Origin of the sequence: Chryseobacterium sp. MDT2-18, assembly GCF_030815285.1 — a bacterium.
In the GTDB taxonomy this organism is placed as follows: domain Bacteria; phylum Bacteroidota; class Bacteroidia; order Flavobacteriales; family Weeksellaceae; genus Kaistella; species Kaistella salivictor.
In genome coordinates, this window is record NZ_JAUSWQ010000002.1 from 32,602 (window position 1) to 55,946 (window position 23,345).

General features: G+C 37.3%; 20 protein-coding genes. 14 read left to right on the top strand and 6 right to left on the bottom strand.

The window, feature by feature from the left end; translation table 11 throughout:
* Nucleotides 1–189 precede the first annotated feature (189 nt).
* Nucleotides 190–1,380: a phosphoglycerate kinase gene (gene pgk / locus QF004_RS02055; protein WP_307422212.1), complete on the bottom strand. Its 1,191-nt coding sequence runs from the start codon at nucleotides 1,378–1,380 to the stop codon at nucleotides 190–192.
* Nucleotides 1,381–1,998: 618 nt separating this feature from the next.
* Here pgk and rpiB point away from each other — a divergent pair.
* From rpiB to tsaB, 7 genes are all read left to right on the top strand, one after another.
* Nucleotides 1,999–2,430: a ribose 5-phosphate isomerase B gene (gene rpiB, locus QF004_RS02060; RefSeq protein WP_133439239.1), complete on the top strand. Its 432-nt coding sequence runs from the start codon at nucleotides 1,999–2,001 to the stop codon at nucleotides 2,428–2,430.
* A gap of 33 nt (nucleotides 2,431–2,463) precedes the next feature.
* On the top strand, nucleotides 2,464–4,617 hold the full coding sequence (rnr, locus tag QF004_RS02065) for a ribonuclease R (RefSeq protein WP_307422214.1): 2,154 nt from the start codon (nucleotides 2,464–2,466) through the stop codon (nucleotides 4,615–4,617).
* Between the two features lie 68 nt (nucleotides 4,618–4,685).
* Nucleotides 4,686–5,378 carry a LysE family translocator gene (locus QF004_RS02070; protein WP_133439237.1) on the top strand — a complete coding sequence of 231 codons (693 nt, stop codon included), beginning with the start codon at nucleotides 4,686–4,688 and terminating at the stop codon, nucleotides 5,376–5,378.
* A complete protein-coding gene (locus tag QF004_RS02075) occupies nucleotides 5,366–6,298 on the top strand; it encodes an LD-carboxypeptidase (RefSeq protein ID WP_307422216.1) in 933 nt (310 codons plus the stop codon). Before QF004_RS02070 ends, QF004_RS02075 begins: the two co-directional genes overlap by 13 nt.
* A gap of 14 nt (nucleotides 6,299–6,312) precedes the next feature.
* Nucleotides 6,313–6,684: a YraN family protein gene (locus QF004_RS02080; RefSeq protein ID WP_282904187.1), complete on the top strand. Its 372-nt coding sequence runs from the start codon at nucleotides 6,313–6,315 to the stop codon at nucleotides 6,682–6,684.
* Nucleotides 6,685–6,795: 111 nt separating this feature from the next.
* Nucleotides 6,796–7,545: an SDR family NAD(P)-dependent oxidoreductase gene (locus QF004_RS02085; RefSeq protein WP_307422218.1), complete on the top strand. Its 750-nt coding sequence runs from the start codon at nucleotides 6,796–6,798 to the stop codon at nucleotides 7,543–7,545.
* Nucleotides 7,546–7,593: 48 nt separating this feature from the next.
* Nucleotides 7,594–8,289, top strand: a complete 696-nt coding sequence (tsaB, locus tag QF004_RS02090; protein ID WP_307422220.1) for a tRNA (adenosine(37)-N6)-threonylcarbamoyltransferase complex dimerization subunit type 1 TsaB — start codon at nucleotides 7,594–7,596, stop codon at nucleotides 8,287–8,289.
* Between the two features lie 14 nt (nucleotides 8,290–8,303).
* On the opposite strand, the gene QF004_RS02095 is transcribed toward tsaB, so the two are convergent.
* From QF004_RS02095 to QF004_RS02110, 4 genes are all read right to left on the bottom strand, one after another.
* A complete protein-coding gene (locus QF004_RS02095) occupies nucleotides 8,304–10,865 on the bottom strand; it encodes a lipopolysaccharide assembly protein LapB (RefSeq protein ID WP_307422221.1) in 2,562 nt (853 codons plus the stop codon).
* A gap of 76 nt (nucleotides 10,866–10,941) precedes the next feature.
* Nucleotides 10,942–11,511: a nucleoside triphosphate pyrophosphatase gene (locus tag QF004_RS02100; RefSeq protein ID WP_307422223.1), complete on the bottom strand. Its 570-nt coding sequence runs from the start codon at nucleotides 11,509–11,511 to the stop codon at nucleotides 10,942–10,944.
* 21 nt (nucleotides 11,512–11,532) lie between these two features.
* On the bottom strand, nucleotides 11,533–12,051 hold the full coding sequence (locus tag QF004_RS02105; RefSeq protein WP_307422225.1) for an HAD family hydrolase: 519 nt from the start codon (nucleotides 12,049–12,051) through the stop codon (nucleotides 11,533–11,535).
* Nucleotides 12,041–12,793 carry a Rossmann-like and DUF2520 domain-containing protein gene (locus QF004_RS02110; protein ID WP_307422227.1) on the bottom strand — a complete coding sequence of 251 codons (753 nt, stop codon included), beginning with the start codon at nucleotides 12,791–12,793 and terminating at the stop codon, nucleotides 12,041–12,043. The genes QF004_RS02105 and QF004_RS02110 overlap by 11 nt, the downstream gene beginning before the upstream one ends.
* A gap of 103 nt (nucleotides 12,794–12,896) precedes the next feature.
* On the opposite strand from QF004_RS02110, the gene QF004_RS02115 reads away from it, so the two are divergent.
* The 5 genes from QF004_RS02115 (at nucleotide 12,897) to QF004_RS02135 (ending at nucleotide 18,459) form a co-directional block, all read left to right on the top strand.
* Nucleotides 12,897–13,448 carry an RNA polymerase sigma factor gene (locus QF004_RS02115; protein WP_307422889.1) on the top strand — a complete coding sequence of 184 codons (552 nt, stop codon included), beginning with the start codon at nucleotides 12,897–12,899 and terminating at the stop codon, nucleotides 13,446–13,448.
* 12 nt (nucleotides 13,449–13,460) lie between these two features.
* A complete protein-coding gene (locus QF004_RS02120; RefSeq protein ID WP_307422229.1) occupies nucleotides 13,461–14,006 on the top strand; it encodes a hypothetical protein in 546 nt (181 codons plus the stop codon).
* A 9-nt stretch (nucleotides 14,007–14,015) separates the two neighbouring features.
* Entirely contained in the window at nucleotides 14,016–14,525 is a 510-nt protein-coding gene (locus QF004_RS02125) for a hypothetical protein (protein ID WP_307422231.1), read from the top strand.
* A 248-nt stretch (nucleotides 14,526–14,773) separates the two neighbouring features.
* On the top strand, nucleotides 14,774–16,570 hold the full coding sequence (gene lepA / locus QF004_RS02130) for a translation elongation factor 4 (RefSeq protein WP_307422233.1): 1,797 nt from the start codon (nucleotides 14,774–14,776) through the stop codon (nucleotides 16,568–16,570).
* Nucleotides 16,571–16,761: 191 nt separating this feature from the next.
* The gene (locus tag QF004_RS02135) at nucleotides 16,762–18,459 is read left to right on the top strand and encodes a M14 family zinc carboxypeptidase (RefSeq protein WP_307422234.1); all 1,698 of its coding nucleotides are present in this window, start codon (nucleotides 16,762–16,764) and stop codon (nucleotides 18,457–18,459) included.
* A 175-nt stretch (nucleotides 18,460–18,634) separates the two neighbouring features.
* On the opposite strand, the gene QF004_RS02140 is transcribed toward QF004_RS02135, so the two are convergent.
* A complete protein-coding gene (locus QF004_RS02140; protein WP_133439225.1) occupies nucleotides 18,635–19,516 on the bottom strand; it encodes a cupin-like domain-containing protein in 882 nt (293 codons plus the stop codon).
* 163 nt (nucleotides 19,517–19,679) lie between these two features.
* Between QF004_RS02140 and QF004_RS02145 the strand changes: the two genes are divergently transcribed.
* Together QF004_RS02145 and QF004_RS02150 are read left to right on the top strand one after the other, a co-directional pair.
* On the top strand, nucleotides 19,680–22,406 hold the full coding sequence (locus QF004_RS02145; protein WP_307422237.1) for a TonB-dependent receptor: 2,727 nt from the start codon (nucleotides 19,680–19,682) through the stop codon (nucleotides 22,404–22,406).
* Between the two features lie 8 nt (nucleotides 22,407–22,414).
* Entirely contained in the window at nucleotides 22,415–23,287 is an 873-nt protein-coding gene (locus QF004_RS02150; RefSeq protein WP_133439223.1) for a GLPGLI family protein, read from the top strand.
* The last annotated feature ends 58 nt before the right edge of the window (nucleotides 23,288–23,345 follow it).

Genomic DNA, 23,345 nt, shown 5'->3' on the forward strand with positions numbered 1-23,345 from the left:
TCCCATTTATAAATTTAACAAGTCTATTTTTTAAAATTTAAAAGTCAAAAAATATTGAGAAAGGAACATTTAAAAATTATTATAAATTAAAATATCGCAGTAATTTGAATCGATAAAAAAAATAAACTCTAACAAAAAAAGTTTCCTTTTTACAGGAAACTTTTTTTATGGTAACTTTAAATTTGAAAACTAACTGTTGATTGCTTTTACTCCAGGGAGTTCCATACCCTCTAAACTTTCAAGCATCGCTCCTCCTCCGGTCGAAACATAACTTACCTGATCATCATAGCCGAACTGCTTAACGAAAGCCACACTGTCACCACCACCGACAAGTGAAAATGCACCGAGTTTCGTCGCTTCCGCGATACTGTCACCTAAAGCAACCGTTCCTGCAGCAAAATGAGCCATTTCAAAAACGCCGATTGGGCCATTCCATAAAATAGTTCTGGAATTCATAATGACATCATGAAATATTTTTCTTGATCTAACTCCTGCATCCAAGCCCATCCAGCCATCTGGAATTTCAAAAATATCAACTTCTTTTCTTTCTGCATCATTATTAAATTCATCAGCAATAACCGAATCAACCGGCAAATAAACAGCTACATTCTGCGTTTTGGCTTTCTCCAGTATTTCTAAAGCCAACGTCTGTTTATCGACTTCTACGAGGGAATTCCCAATTTCGCCTCCTAATGCTCTAATGAACGTAAAAGCCATTCCTCCACCAATAATTAAATTATCAATTGCCGGCAAAATATTTTCTATAATCGTAATTTTACTGGAAACTTTAGAACCTCCCAAAATCGCAGTAACAGGTTTTTCACCACTTTTCAATACTTTTTCAATCGCTTCCAATTCTTTCGCCATCAATAAACCGAAAAACTTAGTTGAAGAAAAAAACTGAGCAATAACTGCAGTCGAAGCATGCGCTCGATGCGCAGTTCCAAAAGCATCATTTACATACGCATCTCCCAGCTCAGATAATTGTTTGGCAAAGTCAATATCACCCTCTTCTTCTTCTTTATGAAAACGAAGATTTTCTAACAAAAGAATCTCTCCCGGTTGTAAGTCAGCACTCATCTTTTTTGCTTCGTCACCGATACAATCTGCACAGAATTTCACCGGTTTTCCTAAAACTTTTTCAATTTCGGGAAGGATATTTTTTAAAGAAAATTCTCCTGATACTTTACCTTTTGGCCGCCCCAAATGCGTCATCAGAATTACCGATCCTCCATCATTCAAAATCTTTTCTACCGTAGGTTTTACCGCCTGAATTCTTGTGCTGTCGGTTACCTTCAAATCAGCATCCTGCGGAACATTGAAATCTACTCGCACCAGTGCTTTTTTGTCTTTGAAGTTAAAATCGTTAATTGTTTTCATAAAATTTTCTCCGTTTTAAGTTTCACAAATTTACTATTTATTCCCCCGATTAAAAATTAATTTCGATTTAAAATTCCACAATTCACAAATACTCATCTTATCTACATTATCTTTTTTTTATAAATAAAGAAATTGAGTAGTGTTGTTGTAGTTCGGTAGTATGTGGAGAAATAAACTTTATTAATTGACCACATTTATCAGTTAAATTAATCAGGTTTTGTTAACATTTTAATTAGTTGATTAATAGGTGTTTTAACGACTTATCCATATTTGTGAGTAATTATAATTTGGGAGATATATTTATAACCCAAATCTTAATAACTTCGGAATTGAAGTCCGACAATTTTATAAAAGATTATTTGGGCTTAACCGAAAATATAGTCCATTATGAATTTATATCTGAATGTGAAAGACAATGTTCTAGGAACTTATCCACATGCATTCTGTAAGTTCTCCCCAAGTTATTCCAAAACCTTATTTTACTTAAAAACCACCGGAATCAGCTTTTGTTTTATGTTAATATAGATGGAATACAAAGATTTAATCACTAATCGAATGCTTTTTATATTAATAATCTTAAATTTGTATGAACTGAAAATTGAGGTTTAAAAAATAGTCATGAAAAAAATAGCAATAGCATGCGATCATGCAGGTTTCGAATACAAAGAAATCATAAAAAAACATTTGGAAGGCCGGTTTGAAGTGGAAGATTTCGGCACTTATTCCCCAGACTCTGTGGATTATCCCGATTTTGTGCATCCTGCGGCGGATTCTATCGAGCAGGGAAGAAATGAATTAGGAATTCTTATTTGCGGAAGTGGTCAGGGAGTTTCTATCACCGCCAATAAACATCAGAAAATTAGATGTGCCTTGTGTTGGATGCCCGAACTTGCCGCTCTTGCCCGTCAACATAATAATGCGAACATGATTGCGCTTCCCTCCCGCTTTATCGGAAGTCATTTGGCTATAGACATTGTAGATACCTTCCTCAATACTCCTTTCGAAGGAGGCAGACATCAGAACAGAGTTGAAAAGATTTCGACCTGCTAAAACTTTCTTATATATAAATACAACCCATACTTTATGGCAAAAGGAAAATATTTCTCAGATAAAAATAATCATAAATTGCAGGAAATCGGGCGACTGATTTTGCGTTTTATGAACGAAAAATCTGGAAAAATCTATAACTACAAGCAGATTGCAGACGGTATTGATTATAAAAATCCCAGACAGCGCGAACTGGTAATTCAGTCGTTGCATAAACTACTTTCAGATCAAAGAATTAAGGAAGTCGAAAAAGGAAAATTCATCATCAATATTAAGATTGAAGGAACTTTAACCGGTACCATCGATTTTAACCAAACCGGAAACGCTTATGTAAAAGTTGCTGGGTTAGAGGATGATATTTTCGTACATTCTAAAAACGTAAAAGACGCACTACAGGGAGATACCGTTCTTATTGTCACCTATCATTTTAAAGGGAAAAAAGTAGAAGGTTCTGTGTTGGAAGTTATTGAAAGAAAACGCGATCAGTTCGTGGGAACGTTTCAATTTATTAAATATAAAGATTTCGGTTTTGTAGTAGGCGATAAAAAACACATCAATACTGATATTTTTGTTCCGCAGGGTAAAATTGGTGGTGCAAAAGATGGTGATAAAGTCATTGTTAAAATGATTGCCTGGAAAGCCGGAGAAAAAAATCCAGAAGGTGAAATTATCAAAGTACTCGGTGCTCCGGGTGAACATGAAACAGAAATTCACTCTATTTTAGCTGAATACGGATTGCCTTATGAATTTCCGGAAGATGTTGAAAAAGAAGCCCAGGATATCGACCGTAGAATTCATGATCATGAAGTTGCAAAACGCCGCGATATGCGTGGAATCTGTACTTTTACCATTGACCCCAAAGATGCAAAAGACTTCGATGACGCACTTTCTATACAAAAATTAGATAACGGAAACTGGGAAATTGGAGTTCATATCGCCGATGTTTCGCATTATGTAGTTCCGGGAACAGTTCTGGATGCAGAAGCGTATAAACGCGCTACTTCGGTATATTTAGTTGACCGTGTGGTTCCGATGTTACCAGAGGTTTTAAGCAACGATGTTTGCTCCCTTCGCCCGAATGAAGAAAAATACACTTTTTCTGCCGTCTTTGAATTAAATGACAAAGCAGAAATTCAAAACCAATGGTTTGGAAGAACCATCATATATTCTGACCGTAAATTTGCTTACGAAGAAGCGCAGGAAAGAATTGAAACCCAGGAAGGAGATTTAGCAGAAGAAATTTTAACCTTGGACCGGCTTGCAAAAATCATGAGAAAAGCCCGTATTGAAAACGGTGCCATTACCTTTGACCGTAGCGAAGTCAGGTTTAATTTAGATGAAAAAGGCGAACCTATAGGGGTTTATTTTAAAGTAAGTAAAGATTCAAATCACTTGATTGAAGAATTTATGTTGCTTGCTAATAAAAAAGTTTCGGAATATATCTCTTTAAATAAAAAAGGCGTCCCAACCAATAATACATTTATCTACAGAATTCACGACGATCCGGATCCGGCTAAATTGGAAGCATTACGTGATTTTGTAGGAACTTTTGGTTATACCATGAATCTGGCGAATACTAAAAAAGTAGCGGAATCTCTCAATAAATTATTAAGTGATATCAGAGGAAAAGGCGAAGAAAATATGATCGAAACCCTGGCGATGCGCTCGATGAGTAAAGCGATTTATTCTACCGATCCTATCGGACATTATGGTTTGGGCTTCGACTATTATTCCCACTTCACCTCTCCTATCCGCCGTTATCCCGATTTAATTGCGCACCGGTTATTACAGCATTATTTAGACGGCGGTAAATCACCACAAAAACAGGAATACGACGATAAATGCAAACACTGCAGTTCAATGGAAAAACTGGCTTCTGATGCCGAACGCGATTCCATTAAATTCATGCAGGTTAAGTTTATGGAAAAACATTTGGGCGAAGATTTCACCGGTGTTATTTCCGGAGTTGCCGATTTTGGATTCTGGGTGCAGATTCCTGAAAACGGTGCGGAAGGTCTTATTAAATTACGCGATTTAATGGATGATTCTTATTCTTATGATGCGAAAAATCACGCCGTCTACGGAAGCCGCACAGGCAATAAATATCAATTGGGTGACGAAGTTACCATTAGGGTAATGAAAGCGAATTTAATCCAAAAACAGCTGGATTTTAAAATCATTGAATCGTAAACCGTATTTTTGCACCTCACTGTAAAATGAATTTGAGTAAAATTTAATTCTTTTTCAAAACATTATTAATGATAGAACTTATACTTTCAGCCGTCGGGTTAGGAATTATGTTGAGTATTGTCTTCATCGGGCCGATTTTTTTTCTGCTGATCGAAACAAGTTTTTCACGTGGTCCCAAACATGCGTTCACCTTGGATTGTGGCGTCGTATTGGCTGATATTTTATGCATTACAGCTGCATATTTTGCCAGTGGCGATTTGGTAGAAATTATCGATAAACATCCGGGATTTTATAGAATTACCGCCTTTATTGTCTTTATTTATGCTCTTTATATGGTCGTTTCGAAAACGAAAATGCATTTACCGGGTGAAGATAAACTGATCAATCAGAATTATATTAAAACTTTTCTGAATGGTTTTTTCTTTAATATTTTAAATATTGGTGTTGTTCTTTTTTGGTTGGTGACGGTAATTTCAGTCAGAAATGCATATCCTAAAACTGAGGATTTTCTTTTATACATGGGACTTGTCGTAGGAACTTATCTTGTGATTGATTTCTTTAAAATTTATTTGGCTAAAATATTTCATGATAAACTTACCCAAACGGTGGCCAACAGAATCAGAAAAGGAGTTGGTTATATTCTGGTTGCTTTCAGTATTTTTATTTTCTTACAAAGCTTCAAAAAATTCAATCAATTTGATAAAAAATTAGAGGAGGCTGAAAAAACCGGTCAAAAACACATTCAGAAATGGACGAAATGATATTCCCAAAATCCTTGAAAAAGGGTGATGAGATTGCCATTATCTCTCCTGCAGGCGCGGTAGAAGAAAAGCAATTGGAAAAGGGTTTGGAAATAATCAGGCAAAAAGGCTTTGAACCGGTTTTAGGGAAACATGTTTATACTGAATTTTCGAACGGTTATTCCTACGCCGGAACTGAAAAAGAGAGAATTTCTGATCTGAACTGGGCTTTTAATAATGATGGAATTTCTGCTGTCTGGGCTTCCAGAGGAGGTTACGGTTGCCAGCATTTATTAGGACATCTGCAGCTTTCAAAATTGAAGAAAAACCCGAAATGGTACATTGGATATTCAGATAACACTGTGATTCAGAGTTTTTTGTTGAAAAACAATTTTGTCTCTATTCACGGACAAACCATTAAAACCTCAAATTTTGGAGTTTCCGATGAAAGCTATGATTTGATTTTTGATATTTTAAAAGGTGAAAAACCGGATTATAAAGTAGAAAGTAATCCATTAAATAAAAAAGGAACGGCTGAAGGTCAATTAATTGGCGGAAATCTAGCCCTGATTTATGCACTTTTAGGAACGCCCTACTCTTTTAATTTTAAAGATAAAATCCTTTTTATAGAAGATATTGGCGAGAATTATTATGCATTAGACCGCATGATGATGAGTTTGGAACTGGCAGGAGTTTTCAGGAAAATTAAAGGTTTAATTATCGGTGGAATGACCTATATGGGCGACGAAAAAGATAATAAAAACTACGCAGAAAGTTTTGACGGTTTTGCTTATCAGCTCATTTCAGACCGGTTAAAAAAATACGGCTTCCCTACTCTGTTTGGTTTTCCAAACGGTCATATTTTTGACAATAAACCTTTGATTATCGGTGCAGATATAAAAATGCAAATTGAAGATCAGGTAAAAGTTCAGTTTAAATAATAAAGCCAATCATTATGGCAGAACACAACGAATTTGGAAATCTGGCCGAAGAATTGGCCACCTCTTTTTTAGAAGAAAAAGGATATAAGATTTTGGTTAAAAATTTCCGCTATCAAAAAGCAGAAATCGACATTATTGCAGAATTTCAGACGCAAATAATCATTGTGGAAGTGAAAGCCAGAGGAAGCGATATTTTCATGGAACCGCAGGAAGCGGTGACGAAAAAGAAAATAAAATCATTGGTGATGGTTGCCGATTTCTTCATGAAAGACAGAAACCTTGATCAGGAAGTTCGGTTTGATATCATCGCTGTGTTGCCCGACGATAGAGGAAGATTACAGATTACACATCTCGAAGATGCTTTTCAGAGTTTCGATGCCAATTAAGAGCAATGTATTAATATTAAAGTACCAATTTAAAGGATTTTCAAATAAGCTATCAATGACTGTTACCTTGTTTTATTGATAGATTGTTACATTTTAAAAATTTTAATTTTTATGAAAACAGCACTCATTACTGGAGCAACTTCCGGAATCGGAAAAGCTACCGCGCAACTTCTGGCAAAACAGGGATTTAGATTGATTCTTTGTGGCCGCAGAACTGAAGTTTTAGACCAATTGGAAAAAGAACTTTCAGCTCATACCGAAATTTTTAGTTTAAACTTTGATCAGCGCAATTATAATGAAGTGGAAACCGCCTTTAATTCCGTTCCTGTTGATTGGAAAAATATTGATATTCTCATTAACAACGCAGGAAACGCACATGGTTTAGAATCACTGATCGAGGCCGATATTAATGATTGGGACATGATGATCGATGGTAATGTCAAGGGATTATTATATGTGTCGAAAATGGTGATGCCGGGCATGAAAGAAAGAAATGCCGGACATATTGTGAATATTTCTTCTGTTGCGGCGAGACAGACTTATGCGAACGGGGTCGTTTACTGCGCTTCGAAAAAAGCCGTCGATGTCATTTCTGAAGGAATGCGTTTGGAATTGACCGAATTTGGAATTAAAGTAACCAATATTCAGCCTGGCGCTGTAGAAACTGATTTTTCAAAAGTGAGATTTAAGGGCGACGAGGACCGCGCAAAAACAGTTTATCAGGGTTACGAAGCTTTAAAAGCTGAGGACATTGCCGACGCTATTTCGTATTGTATCAACGCACCGAAACACGTTATGATTTCAGATTTAACAATTTATCCGAGTGCGCAAAGTGAGCCACGAACCATTCACCGAAAATAACTGTATTTTTTCTTAAATTGCGATATTCCTAAATTTTAGATTTAAAATATGAAAATTCTCCACCTTGAAACTTCCTCTAAAAACTGTTCTGTTGCTATTTCTGACGGCGAAGAATTGCTGTGTCTGTGTGAAGAAGTTTCCGAAAATTATAAACAGTCTGAAAGTTTACACACCTTTGTTGAATGGGCTTTAGAAGGAGCCAAACTTTCTTTGAAAGATATTGATGCTGTTTCCCTGGGAAAAGGTCCAGGTTCTTATACGGGTTTGCGGATTGGCGCTTCTTCCGCAAAAGGTTTTTGTTTTGGATTAAACATTCCTTTGATTGCCGTCAATTCTTTAGAAACGATGATAGAGCCGTTTTTAAACGGGAATTATGAGGTGATCATTCCAGTGATCGACGCCAGAAGAATGGAGGTTTATTCCGCCGTTTTTGACGGAAAATCCGGCAAGATGATTGCCGGGACGGAAGCGAAGGTTTTAGATGAAAACTCTTATCAGGAATATCAGGATAAAAAGATTTTGTTCGCAGGAGACGGCGCTAAGAAACTCAAAGAACTGCTCTCTTTATTTGGTGGACGGCTGCCAAACGCCGATTTTAATGAAACCGTTTATCCGTCAGCGAAATATTTAGTTAAAAAAGCAGTCGATAAATTTAACCGGAAAGATTTTGAAGATGTCGCTTATTTCGAACCCTTTTATCTGAAAGATTTTCAAGGAGTTAAAAAGAAAAAAAGCGAAGAATAATCTTCGCTTTTTGTTTATTTTAATTGTAGTTTTTCAACTGCAGTTGCTTGTACCGCATTTGTTTCAGGTGAATTTTTAGATCTTGGTTTAGCATTTCTACCGTTGAAGCTTGGTACACTTGGGGGATCATCGCTTTCGATTGCAGGTATGCCCTTCTGGCTTTCCACCGGAGCGGCCGGCTGTTTAGGATTAATTACATTTCCTGAGTCATCTGTCGCTTCTACTTCTAAATCACTTTTCAGATACTTCAGCATTTCTTTGGCTTTTTCGCCTTCAGAAGTTTTGGCGTAGTTCAGCGCAATTTGTTCTAACTGTAAAATCATGATTTCTTTGCCGGCAGTTTTTCCGCTGTTGAACGCATTTAACAAAGAAAACTTTGGAACCAGAGCATCTTTCGGATATTTCTCCAAGGCAGCATCAATCAAAGTTCTGCTTTCGTTATACTTTTCTTTATCATAAAGATCGAATGCCTGAGCGTATAACTTTTCTACTTCTTCTGCCGATTGTGAGAACGAATTATTTTTAGGATTCCGAACAAATTCCGCATAAGAAGTATAAGGATATTCATCTAAAATCATCTGCTTTGCCCGTTCTGCAGCAGGCGGATTTTTCTCGTAATTAAAGGCGAAAATCTGATACAGGGCCTGAAGTTTAAGATCTTCTTCCGGCCGGGTATCGACCAGATCATAGAGGGTTTTTGTCGCAAGAGGCGTATCAGAAAAGTAAGTTTCATACATTCTTCCTATTCCTAAACTGGCAGTGTCTCTGGCTTTTTTCAAGGCCAAAATATCTGCCGTTTTTGTCGGGATTTTCTCGATATAAAAACCGGGTTCCAGTCTTCTGGGATCAGGTGCAGCCGTAATTCCCATCGCTTCATTTTTCAGATCTTCTATGGAAGCACTTCTGGCGGAAGTGCGCCAGTTATCATTCAGAGAACGGTTTCCCCAGATTTGTTTAAAGGAAGATTCTCCTTTTGCAACCGTACCGAGATTGGCAAAATAAAAACCGCCTTTGTTTGAACCAAAGTCTTCAAAGCCGCCTGTCTTTCCGGCGAAAAGTGAAGTTGCAGAATAATCTCCGGTATCAAAACCTTTGCCTCTCTCCTCCTTCTTTCGCTCTAATTCTTCGTGCGCTTCCTTCGTTTTTATGCCTTCTATATATTTGTTAAAGTATGCAATTCTTTCTTCATCAGGCATTTTAGTTAAAGCTAAAATACTGTCGTTTCTTTTGATTAAATAATAATTCGCAGAAACTTTTTTAATGTTCCCTGATTGTTCTTCTAAAAGAATTTTTGCAGGCTGATAAGTCATTACCGCCAATGAAGAATCGAAAAAAGCACCGGCAGAAAGATAGTCGGAGTCTTCAAAATAGGCTTTTCCTATTTCGTAATAAGTCAGACCGCGAATTTGCGGATCAGAAACTTTCTCTTTGAGAGACTGGGTGAAAAATTCTTTGGCTTCTTCTTTTTTTCCGGCTTTTTTTGCCATTAAACCCAACGCGTAATAGAACTCATTTTTACGGGAAGCGTAGGTTCCTTTTTTACTTATTTTTTCCAAATAAGATCTGGCGCCTTGGTAATCATCATCCTTTCCGTTAAAGGTCTTTGCGGTTTCAATTTGCGATTTCACTTCAAATTCGAAGTCATTGGCGTTTTTGTAAGCCAATGCGAAGCTTTCTCTGGCTTCTTCATTTCTGCCAAGTTCTGATAAAATCTGTCCGCGCAAAAAAGCGATTCTGCTTCGTAATTTTCGGTTTTTATTAACAGCGAATGCATCATCAAGTTCATTCACAGCATCCTGTTTTTTACCGGATTGCAATAACATTTCAGAATAATATATCTCTAAAAGTTTACGGTATTCTTTTTTGATTTTGCTTTTTTTCAAATCCGCGAAAACCTCTTCTGCACGGTGATAATCTTCCATTTTAGAATAGGCCTGTGCCTGATAAATCCGGGCTAGCGGAATTCTTTTATCTTTTCTCATATTGGCAAAAACAAAGTTCAGCCCGTCTAAAGCTTCCAATGGTTTATTTCTGTATAATCTCGATTGAGCCAACAGCATATAAGCATCGAACATTTTTTTGTTTTTCTCCTCACCGCCTTTCATCACGGAATAGTTGGCGATAGCTTTCAGTGCTTTTGCTTCCGAGATTTCCAGAATAGAAGCACCTTTTCTCGCTCCCGAATTATGGCCATTCATGGCGTAAGATCCTGGCGAACCCAATGATGACGAACCTCCCGGAGGAGAAGGTGGACCTACTGAATTTCGGTTTCTGCTTACTGCTGATAATTCTGAACTCATTGGATCATTCCCAAACATTCCACCTGAATTCGACTGGAAATTGGTTCCCAGAGGTTGCTCATCATAAGTCAATAACTGAATATACGGCGCATAGAAATTGTCTTTATGGGCTTTGTCTCTGTTTTTCAATTCCGTTTCCAGCGCATCTTTACTGTTAAAGAGCGTATTGTAATAAGAGAAAAATCCTTTCATAAATACAGAATCGTTCGTCTTCTTTCGGGTGGAACACGAATTAAAAACCGTGACTGTTAAAAGGAAAAGTATCGTTTTTTTCATTATCAGATAATAACTTTCAAATCAGTATTTTATTATTAAAATACCCGTTAATTTTGTAAAAATAATGATTTTTGTTTTAGGAAGAAGCTTGTTGGAAATCTTTTAAAAGAGAATAGATCAAATGGGTTGGCAGTCCCATAATGGTGTAGAAACTTCCCTGGATGTTTTTGATTTTTGTCATCCCCAACCATTCCTGGATTCCATAACTTCCTGCCTTGTCAAATGGCTTGTATTTTTCAATATAGAAATCTAACTCTTCATTATTAATGTTATCAAATTCTACATGAGCAACATCGGTTCTGGTAACTGTTTTCGTTAAAGTTTTCAACGTTATTCCGGTATAAACCTGATGCGTTTTCCCGGAAAGCTTCTGCAACATTTCTTTGGCGTGAAATTCATCTTTTGGTTTCCCCAAAATTTCTTCATCGAGCGCAACAATGGTGTCTGCGGTGATTAATAACTCGCCTTCTTTTAAAGACCGAAATGCATCTGATTTTAATTCTGAAAGATAAGCAGCGATTTTATCGACTTCTAAACCGGCAGGATAAATTTCGTCGCAATCCACAGAAACGGTTTCAAAACCGAAACCTAATTCTTTTAATAATTCTTTTCTGCGCGGTGAATTTGAGGCTAATAATATTTTCATATAAAATTTAAAATCAATTAATTAAGTACTTCTTGTATCGTCATCCAGCCATTTTCCCTGAACTTTCATGACCTGCTCGATGACATCTCTTACTGCTCCTTTTCCACCCTGAACCGGCGATATATAATGGGACATCAATTTTATTTCAGCCACCGAATTTTCGGGACACGCTGAAATTCCTGAAATTTTCATCATTTCGAGATCGGGTAAATCGTCGCCCATGGTAAGAATTTCATGGTTTTGTAAATTATATTTCTTTTTGAATTCTTCAAATTTTTCCAGTTTATCGCCAATTTTTGCATAATAGTCGGTAATTCCCAAATAGTTAATTCTGTTTCTCACCATGGGATCATCGCCACCGGTAATTACACAAATCGGATAATTGTATTTTCTGGCTTTCACTACGGCATAACCATCGAGTACATTCATCACGCGGCACATGCTTCCATCGGGCATCAGATAAACGCTTCCATCCGTAAAAACGCCGTCAACATCAAATACAAAGGCTTTTATATTTTTTAAATTCGATTTATAACTCATACATTTTCTTTATCGATTCATTCATTATTTTATAAATTTTCAACTGCTCTTCATTGGTGATCAGTTCTTCATGAAGTTTCAAAACCCGTTGGTCATTTCTCACCGCCGGCCCTGTTTGTGCCAGTTTAGGTTCTAAGATTTCTATTTTCTCCGTCGTTTCTTTAATTAAAGGTAAAAAATAGTCAAACGGAATTTCCTGTGAATCCGAAATTTCCTTAGCTCTTGCAAAAAGATGATTCACAAAATTACAGGCAAAAACCGCAGTCAGGTGGATATATTTTCTCTTTTCATAAGTTGAAGCCATTACTTTTTTTGAAATATTTAACGCAAGTTTTTTCAAAAGTTCTAAATCCTGATTATTTTCCGCTTCAACAAAAAAGGGAATTTCAGAATAGGTGATATTCTTCGATTTGGAAAAAGTCTGCAGCGGATAAAAACTGGCTTTCCGGTAATTTCCTTCTAAAATTTCTTTGGGTAAAGATCCTGAAGTATGCGCTACCAAGCACTTTTCATTCGTTATTAATTTTGAAACTTCTCCGATAGCAGCATCGCTTACGCAGATAAAGTATAAATCGGCATCTGCTAAATAGTCGGTAGAAAAGGGAATTTGTAATTGGTGGGAAATAGATTTTAAATCGCTTTCGTTTCGTCCAAAAATCTGGGAAACCGGAATTTTATTTTCTTGAAATGCTCTGGCCAAATGGCAGGCGACATTTCCAGAGCCGATGATGACAATCTTCATAAAAAGGAATATGAACAAAGATACTTATTTTGGTTTGGACTAAAAATTGAAGTGTTATTTAACTTTTAAATATATTTACCATCCAAACCACGTAAGCATCTCCATGAAGATCCAGGAAACCGAAATTATCCAGTTGATGTCCAGCGACAAATCCCGTGAAAAAGGAGTTCGCCTGATGATGGATGCTTATCAGAGCAGGTTGTATTGGCATATCCGGAGGTTTGTAGTGGATCACGATTTGGCACAGGATATTTTGCAGGACACTTTTATTAAAGCCTATCAGAATTTTCACCAGTTCAAGCAGGAAAGTCAGTTATACACCTGGCTTTATCGGATTGCAACCAATGAATCTTTGCAGCAACTGAACAAAATAAGAAAAATGCAGAAATCCGATGAGGATTCTACGAATCATTTGCAAAATTTAGTAGCAGAAAATGTACAGCCTGATGCAGATGAAATTCAGGTTTTGCTGCAAAAGGCGATTAATACCCTGCCCGAAAAGCAAAAATTAGTTTTCAATATGAGGTATTACGACGATTTGCCCTACGAAGAAATATCTCAGATTTTGGAGATGTCGGTGGGCACATTGAAAACCAATTATCACTACGCCAAGCAGAAAGTAGAAGACTTTATAAAACAGAATTACACAGAATAAGAGCCTTTAGAAATGAAAGAATTTGATATCGAAAAATTAAAACGGGAAAATGTTTTCAGAACACCTGATGGTTTTTTTGAAGACATGCAAAACAAAGTGTTGCAGGAAACTGTTCCTGTTTCACGCAGTAGGATTATAAGTTTAGATTGGGCATACGGAGCGGCGGCTGCAGTTGCACTTTTAGTTGGAGTAACTGTTTTTATCAATTCAGAGACTGGAGGAGAATCTCAGTTGATCAGCCAAAATGCTTCGAAAGGAAGTAATTCTGCAACTTTAACAGTATCAGAGAATAAGCCTCAAACTGAAGAAGCAGTTGCATTGCATATTTTGGAAAAAGATTTAACTTCTGTGGCGCAGGCTCATCAAAAAGAAAATAAAGAGCAGCAAATCACTATTTCAGCAAAAGGAAATGCAGGTTTTGCCAATCAAAGTAGACAGAAGAGCTCACCAAATCCTGAAGTTCAGGTAGATCAGATACTTGCAAGTTTCACTTCTGCAGAATTGGCAGATGTAGGGAGAAATACAGAACAAGACATTTATCTGGATTTGTATAATTAAAATAACAGCATGAAAAAAATAGCAGCAGCGTTAATTCTCATTTTAGCAATACAGTTTAGTTTTGCACAACAATTAAACTACGACTGGAAAAGTATGAAGCCCGAACAAAGAAAAGAAGTGATTCAGAAGATGAATCCCAGTGAAAGGATGTCGCTTTTGAAAGAGTTTCGCGAGAAAATGATTGTCGCCGAATTAGCAGTTCCACAAAATAATCAGCCGGAATTTATCCATCTGTATACCCAATATCAGGACAGACAAAACGATATAAAATCGAAGTTTACCCCCAGTGAAGATTACGAAAATATGACTGATGAGGAAGCAACCAGGCAACTTAATCAAAGTTTTGAGGTTGGTCAGCAACTTCTCGACAACAGAAAAAATTACGCGCAAAAATTCATGAAAGTAATTTCCCCGCAACAGGTTTTAAAAATGTATCAAACTGAAGGGAAAATGCGCAATAAAATATTAGATAAAAAACAAGCCGGCCCCAATAATCCGGGTCCGCAGCGCAGGCGATAGTAATAGTTTATTTTTTTAATGTTTGAGCGACCTCTATAATTTTTTTGTAGAGGTCGTTCTTTTTTGTGTGATCCCTTCCACTGTGAAGCCAATCCGCAGATGTTGTTTTCACCGCAATTCTTCTTGTCTTAATTTCCCTTCGCGAACTGCAGGGTTTTCCCGTTCAATCCCTGACGCGACAGCAACCTTACGAAACTATTATAAAATCCGCCAAAAAAGATTAAATTTGCACCTTACGATAATTATAGATGAAGAACATAAGGAACTTTTGCATCATTGCACATATTGACCACGGTAAATCCACTTTGGCAGACCGACTTTTGGAATATACCCATACGGTAACCCAAAGAGAACTCCAGTCCCAAACACTTGATGATATGGATATTGAAAAAGAGCGTGGAATTACCATTAAATCACACGCCATTCAAATGGATTATGAATTAAATGGTGAGAAATATATTCTTAATTTGATTGACACTCCGGGACACGTAGATTTTTCTTACGAAGTTTCCCGTTCCATTGCGGCCTGTGAAGGTGCGCTTCTGATCGTTGATGCTGCACAAAGTATTCAGGCACAGACGATAAGTAATTTATATCTGGCGTTGGAAAATGATTTGACGATCATTCCTATTTTGAATAAAATCGATTTACCTTCTGCAAATCCGGAAGAAGTAACCGATGAAATTATGAACCTGATCGGTTGCGAATACGAAGACGTTTTGCGCGTTTCCGGAAAAACAGGCGAAGGTGTTCACGAACTGTTGGAGCATATTGTCAAAAGAATTCCTGCACCGGTAGGTAATGAAGACGGGCCGCTTCAAGCATTGATTTTTGATTCCGTTTACAATCCTTTCCGGGGAATTGAAGCTTATTTTAAAGTCGTAAACGGAAGCATTAAAAAAGGTCAGCGGATTAAATTCATGGCGACCAACAAAATGTACGAAGCCGATGAAGTAGGAACTTTGAAATTAAAACAAACGCCAAAAGCTGAAATTAAAACCGGAGATGTTGGTTACATCATTTCGGGTATTAAAGATGCCCGCGAAGTAAAAGTAGGAGATACCATCACCACTTTTGAAAAGGGAGCAGCTGAACCCATCGACGGTTTTGAAGAAGTGAAACCAATGGTTTTCGCCGGAATTTATCCCATAGAATCAGAGGATTTTGAAGAACTGCGTTTCTCTTTAGAAAAACTCCGTTTGAATGATGCCTCTTTGGTTTTCGAACCGGAAAGTTCTGCGGCACTTGGATTTGGTTTCCGTTGTGGATTCCTAGGAATGCTTCACATGGAGATCGTACAGGAAAGACTCGATCGGGAGTTCAACATGGATGTTATTACAACTGTTCCCAACGTTTCTTACCACGGTTATACCAAAAGAGATCCGGACACCATGATCTTGATCAACAACCCATCTGAGATGACGGATCCTATGACCATGGATCGTGTGGAGGAGCCTTTTATCAAAGCATCCATCATTACCAAATCTGATTATGTGGGCGCGGTAATGACTTTGTGTATCGAAAAAAGAGGCGAAATTGTGAACCAAAGTTATTTGACTTCAGACAGAGTAGAGCTGGTTTTCAATATGCCTTTGGCAGAAGTTGTTTTCGACTTTTATGACCGTTTGAAATCGGTTTCCAAAGGGTACGCTTCCTTCGATTATCATCCGATCGGTTTCCGCGCTTCCAAATTGGTGAAGATGGATATTCTGATCAATGGCGATATGGTCGACGCACTTTCTTCTTTGATCCACGACAGCAATGCATATTATATCGGAAAAAGAATGTGCGAAAAATTGCGCGAACTCATCCCGAGACAACAGTTTGATATTGCGATTCAGGCAGCTTTGGGAGCGAAAGTGATCGCCAGAGAAACCATCAAAGCATTAAGAAAAGACGTTACCGCAAAATGTTATGGTGGAGATATTTCACGAAAACGAAAATTGTTGGAAAAACAAAAAGAAGGGAAAAAGAAAATGAAGCAAATCGGTAGAGTAGAGGTTCCGCAATCGGCATTTATGGCGGTTTTGAAACTGAATGATTAAAATTATTTGGGCGCCTTAATCCGCCTTCCACTCCCGCTTTTTTCTTCCTCATTCTTCGTCAGAAAAAGAGCTCCGTTCAAGTCGGGGCGCGGATTTTCACTCGATCAAAATTTTGATTAATATATATAATTCCTGAATCCGTTCAGGAATTTTTTATTTAAATTCGTACCACCTATTTTAAATTTGTTTCTATGAAATTTTTACCAACTCTTTTCCTTTTTATTTCATCAATTCTTTTCTCCCAATCCCAATTCCAAACCCCTTACGAAAAAGGAAACGGAAACCAAACCACCACTTATGGTGAAATGGTGAAATTCTATGATGATTTGGCCCAAAATTTCAAAACCATTTCCGTAGAGTCTTTCGGAACGGATGATAATGGCGAACCGATAAAAGTCGTTATTTTTAATCCGTCAAAAAATAAAGAGGTCCCCACAATCCTTATCAACAACGGAATCCATCCCGGCGAACCCGACGGAATTGATGCCGCCATGATGATGATGAGGGATTTCGCCACCGGGAAAATTTCGGTCAAAAATTTAAAAGTTGTGGCCATCCAGGCTTACAATATTTCCGGAATGTTGCGGAGAGGAAAATTCAGCCGCGCCAACCAAAACGGGCCGGAAGAATATGGGTTTCGTGGGAATGCGAGAAATTATGATTTAAACCGTGATTTCATTAAAAATGATACCGAAAATGCCAAAGCTTTTCAACAAATTTTTCAATATTTCAAACCGATTTATTTTATTGATAATCATGTAAGTAACGGAGCAGATTATCAGTATTTATTCACCTATATTTCTACGAATAAAGAAAGGTTGGGAAAAACTTTGGGAACTTATTTCAATGAAAAAATGCAGCCGGAGATTATCAAGACTTTAGAAAAAAAAGGGATTTTATCCACGCCTTACGTCAATATTCATGGCGATTCTCCGGATGAAGGTTTTCCAACTTTTATGGATTCGCCGAGATATGCGACAGGTTATACCACGCTTTTTAACACGATGGGAACGGTTGCCGAAACGCACATGTTGAAATCTTATAAAGATCGTGTTCGTGCGACTTATGAAAATATGTTGAGTTCCATTGATTATACTTCAAAAAACGCCCGGGAAATTCAAAAATTAATGGTTGAAAGTTTGAAAAATTATCAGCCAAAAATGAAATATCCCATTCAGTGGAAAGTGGATAGCACGAAATTTAAAATGATCGATTTTAAAGGTTTTGAAGCCGGAAAAAAAATGAGCGAAGTTTCCGGGAAACCCAGACTTTTCTATGACAGAGACAAACCATTTACCAGAAAAGTAAAGTTTTACGACCAATATATCGCGACAAAAGAAATTGCGGTTCCCAACTATTACGTAATTCCAAAATCGGAGAAAAAAGTGGTGGAATATTTGAAACGGAATAATATTATCCTCAAAGAAATCAAGCAGGATTCCATCATTTTTGCCCAACAATACAGGGTTTCGGATTTCAAAACGGTGAAAAATCCGTACGAAGGACATTATCTTCATTACGACACGCAAGTGAAATCTGACACGAAAAATTTTAAATTCAGAAAAGGCGATTTATTGGTTTCTACCAGGCAAAATGGTGTAAAATATTTACTCGAAACTTTAGAACCGGAAGCGACTGATTCTTTCTTCAACTGGAATTTCTTTGATGGAATTCTGGGACAGAAAGAATATTACTCCGATTACGTTTTCGAAGATACCGCCGCAGATTTGGTGAAAAACAATCAGGTTTTAAGAACAGCTTTTGAAATGGAAAAAATAGCAAATCCCGACTTTGCAAAAGATGGAAAAGCCCAATTAGAATGGGTTTACAAACATTCTGAATATTACGAAGGAAGTGTTGGAACTTACCCGATCTACAGAATTCAATAGAAACAAAAAAGCCATTTTCGATATTTCTTAACCACAAAAGTCACAAAAGTTTACAATTAAAGTATTTTTAATAACAGCTTAAAGGAAAAATAAGATTAAGCATTCTTCTTATTTTTTCTTTAAAACGCTAATTTTAGATTATTGAAAATCAATATTTTTGTGACTTAGAAACTACTTATTTCGGTAAACCTTTTTTCAAGGCGTAATTCGCCCGTTCGATGGCTTTTTTCTCTTTCCAGTCCATGTATTTTTTCTTGAATCTGCTTTTCATAAAATTGTCGAAATTCCTTTGTATGGTAAGATTCCACAACGAATGCGCTTTTACCGCCCAGGATTTGTCCCAGGCTCTTTGAGAGATCGAAAAACTGCCGTCGAGGTATTTCATATAATGCCACCAGCCGGTCGGCATAAACAGCGTGTCGCCGTGCTCCAGGAAACATTCGATTCCTTCTACGCCGTTTAACGCGGGAAATTTTTCGAAATCCGGATGGGCAATATCGTAATCTTCTAATGCGTAAGTCGCGTACGGAATTTTATAAAGCCGGTCTTTCCATTTGTAATCGAAAAGCAAAATATGTTTTCTGCCATTAAAATGGGTGTGGAAAATATGCGCCAAATCAATATCGAAGTGGAGGAAAGTTTCGGATCCCTTGCCGCCGAAAAACATGTTGGGGTATTTGTCGAGAAAACCACCCATTAAATCTTTTGGAGAAATATAATCCTCTAAAAGTTTCGGAGCCTCTTTTATGGGATCGAAAAGAAAAATGCGCAGATCGGTTGGTTTTTCATTAATTAAATCGATATAATCTGTAAACTTCATCTTCTGTGCCGATGAATTAATGGGCGCGGCCGGATCAGCTTTCGAAGAATCATAAAGCGGAACTTCAACATCTCCCACCTTTTCTTTCATATATTCCATGGTCCATTTTTCGTACGCAGGCCAGTTTTTCGCCATATTCTTAATAACCACCGGTTTTCTTGGCAGCAGATATTTTTCGCGAAATTCTTCTTTGGTGATCGATTCCAGAATATCAATCGGTTGTAAGTGAAGTCCCATATTGAGCAATGTTAGAGGGCAAAATTACTAAAAAAAAGATTTCGCCATCAATTTATGTTAAAACTGTAAATAAGAACATTCTTTAACTTTCTGCTGAATCTGGCATCTTATCACTTGTGTGTAACAAACAGTGTGATTAAAGTACTCATTAATAAATGTTTTCATGAAAAAAATTTCGACTCTTTTTATTTTGTTTATTTCTGTATTGACCTGGGCGCAGTCTTCCATCAGTGGAAAAATTTTAGATACTGACGGTCAGCCGATTCCCAGTGCAAGCGTCACTGTAGAAGAACCGGGGAAAGATGCAATTATCGCTTATTCGATTACCAATTCTAAAGGGGAGTTTAAGGTAACTTTTACTTCGGCAGAGCAAAATGTGGATGTGAAGGTCAAAGCCTTTAATCAAAAACCTTTGCAGAAAGTGGTTAAAAATGAAAATCAAACGCAGAATTTTACTTTGCAAGACGACGCTACGGAAATCAAAGAGGTGAAGCTGAAGGCGAAAATGATTACCAAAAGAGGAGATACTATTTCTTATGATATTAAAGCTTTTGAAAGCAAGTCAGACCGTACGCTTTCCGATGTTTTGAAAAAAATCCCGGGAATCGACGTGAATAAAGATGGAACCGTTCTTTATCAGGGCGAACCGATCAATAAATTCTATGTCAACGGAAAAGATTTGATGGAAGGCGGTTACGGAACCATTAACAATTCTTTGCCAACCGGAGCGGTATCAAAAGTGGAGGTGATGGAAAATCATCAGCCGGTAAAAATTCTACAGGATAAAGTACCTTCTGAAAACGCTGCCATTAATATAAAATTAAAGAAATCTGTAACCATGACCGGCCGCGGAGAAGTGGGAGCAGGACTGGATCCTTTGTTGTGGAATGTGAAATTAACTCCCATGTTTTTCGGTCAGAAAAACCAGTGGGTGGTGAATTACAAAGCGAATAATAACGGCGAAAGTGTGGAGAAGGAAGGGAATATGTTGGCTTTCGGAAGCCGGTGGGAAGGCAGAAGAGGACAATCTGCCGGAAACTATTGGTTAAGTGTTGATAAAGCAAGTACGCCGAATCTTCCGGAAAAAAGATATTTAATGAATAATGTGCATTTTTTCTCTGCCAATGTTTTGACCAATCCTTTTAAAAGTAAAGAGTGGGAATTAAAAGCAAGTACGAGTTATACCAACAATGCAATTAGCAGGGATTCTAAGCGGGAAACTGTTTATGAACAGGACACGGGTTTCTTTAAAGCCGGAAAAATTACGAATGAAGAATCCAATAATCTTTATAGCAACGCTGCTAAAGGTGAAATCATTTTTACTAAAAATGCAAAAAAAGGATTTTTTAAGAATACCACCACCTGGAATGGTTTCTGGAATGAAGATCGTGGATTTTCAGGAACGAGATATGATATGGCTGTTGCGGATCCTTCATTAAAAAACATTTCTCTGGATGAAGCGCTGAGTGCGCCAACGGGCGTTTTTAAGAACTCACTCAGTACGATTATTCCATGGAAAGAAAAACTGGTGAATTTCATGAGTTATATTTCTTATCAGACCGACCGTCAGAATTTGTCTGCTACCAATGAAAATTTCTTTGACCTTGACAAACAGTTTGGTCGCGATTCTGAGAGTGTTCATTATGGCAGATTAGATCAAAGTATTGCTTTGAAAACATTTATGGCAAATCATTCGGCCTCGGTTGGGTTTTCTCATAAAAAATGGACCATCACTCCAGAGGTTGGTTTGAATTTATCTTTTAATGACATGAATTCGCAATTGTATGGTGACCGGAATTTATTAGATGACCGTTTCCAAAACCGTATGATCTGGAATGAAATCAATCCTTATACCCAGGTCGGGCTGAACTATAAAGGATCTGCCTTTAACCTGAATTTAACCTTGCCTTTGAACATGTATAACATGGATTACAAAGATGAACTTAGAGCCAAAGATTCTGAAATCAGTAAAACTGTTTTCGAACCAACTTTTTATGGGAGTTATGATTTTGCGTCCTTTTATAAAGTTTCTGCTTTTGGTGGAATCAACTACAGTTACGGAAATTTCGGATCGGTTTATGACGGCTCGATTTTAACGAGTCCTAAATCTTTAAATGTTAGAAACAGTAATCTTTTACCGGAAAACAGAAATATCAATTCTTCAGCCCGGTTGGAGTATAGAAATCCATTGAATAATTTATTTTTCAATGTTCGGTACAGCTATAATGATATGAAGAAAAATATTATTACCAAATCAACACCTTTCCTTTCCGGAGCGTCTGCTGTGACTTTAGCATATAATGATAACAGTTCTTATTCACAAAGTGAAAGCGCTGAAGTGGGTAAATATTTCCCGAAATTCAAAACCAATGCATCAGTAAACTTTAGCAACAGAGATTCTAATTCTTACAGTATTTTGGTGGATGAGAATAATGTTGATAATTATATTGAAAACAAAAGCAATGGGCAGAGTTTAGCGCTGAAATTCAATAACACATACTTTTCATGGATGAGCCTGGATTATAATGTTTCATTGAACTGGAATAAAAACAGCGATGATTACCGAAATAATGTGAACAGAAATTCTGGCTGGAATCATAATATGAACCTATTCTTTTATCCAATAGAAAACCACACCGTCGGTTTTGTTTGGGACGATGTTACGACTTCGCAGGGTGCGACCAATCTTCGGAATTCTTTCTACGACCTTTCTTACCAATATACTTGGGCAAAGAAGAAAATTGATTTCGAAATCAAGTGGTTGAATATCGCTAACAGAAAACTGTATGAAACCATAAGCTACAACACAACTTATTTCTCAACAACACGAAATAGCATTGAAATTCGCCCAAGTCAGGTAATGTTTACCGTTAAATTTAATTTTAAATAAAATCAACCATGAAAAAATTAGCAGCTTTATTTCTTTTATTGGGTTTAATGGTTTCAGCACAAAACAACCGGGTGATTTATGAATATAAATTCCGTCCGGATTCTACCAAAACCGACAGTTTGAAAACCGAATGGATGTATCTGGATATCAATAAAAATGGATCCAAATATTATAGTAAAAAAACATTTGATAACGATTCTATCATAAACGAAAGTATCAAGAAACAGATGGCTTCAGGAATGAAGAGTATTTCAGTTTCAAGACAAAGTTTTGGCGGTGAAGTAAATGGCGAAGTAGAGAAAATCTATCCGGAATACAAAACTTATCTGATCGTGAATGTAGGCAACGATTCCTATAAAGTATTAGAGGACCGAAAACCCATCTGGCAAATTTCATCCGCAAAAAAACAGCTGGGAACCTTCAGCGTTCAAAAAGCAACCACCGATTTTGCCGGAAGAAAGTGGACGGCATGGTTCACAACCGATGTCCCGGTTCAGGACGGACCGTATAAGTTTTCCGGCCTTCCGGGATTAATTGTCGAAATGTCCGACCAAACTGGAAGCCACCAGATGGAACTGAAAGGAATTAAAAAAATCCCTGAAATCGCACCGGAAGAACTCAATACCCAGGGAAAAGATATTCCGTTTACCAGGAAAAAGCCGATTGAAGTTAATCGCAAACAATATGTGAAACAGCTGAGTCAGCATGAAAATGATCCCGTTCAGGGAATGCGGGAAATTCTTTCCAGGCCTAATTCGAAAGTGATGATCAAAGTGAATGGCAAAGAAATATCGGAGCCGAAAGAAGTCCTCCGCGAACTCGAGAAAAACGCAAAAGAGGAAATGAAAAGAAACAACAATAAAATCGAACTGATTCCCTAATTAAAATTGAAAACCCGCTTTATTCCTAAGGCGGGTTTTATTATTTATCATTTCAACA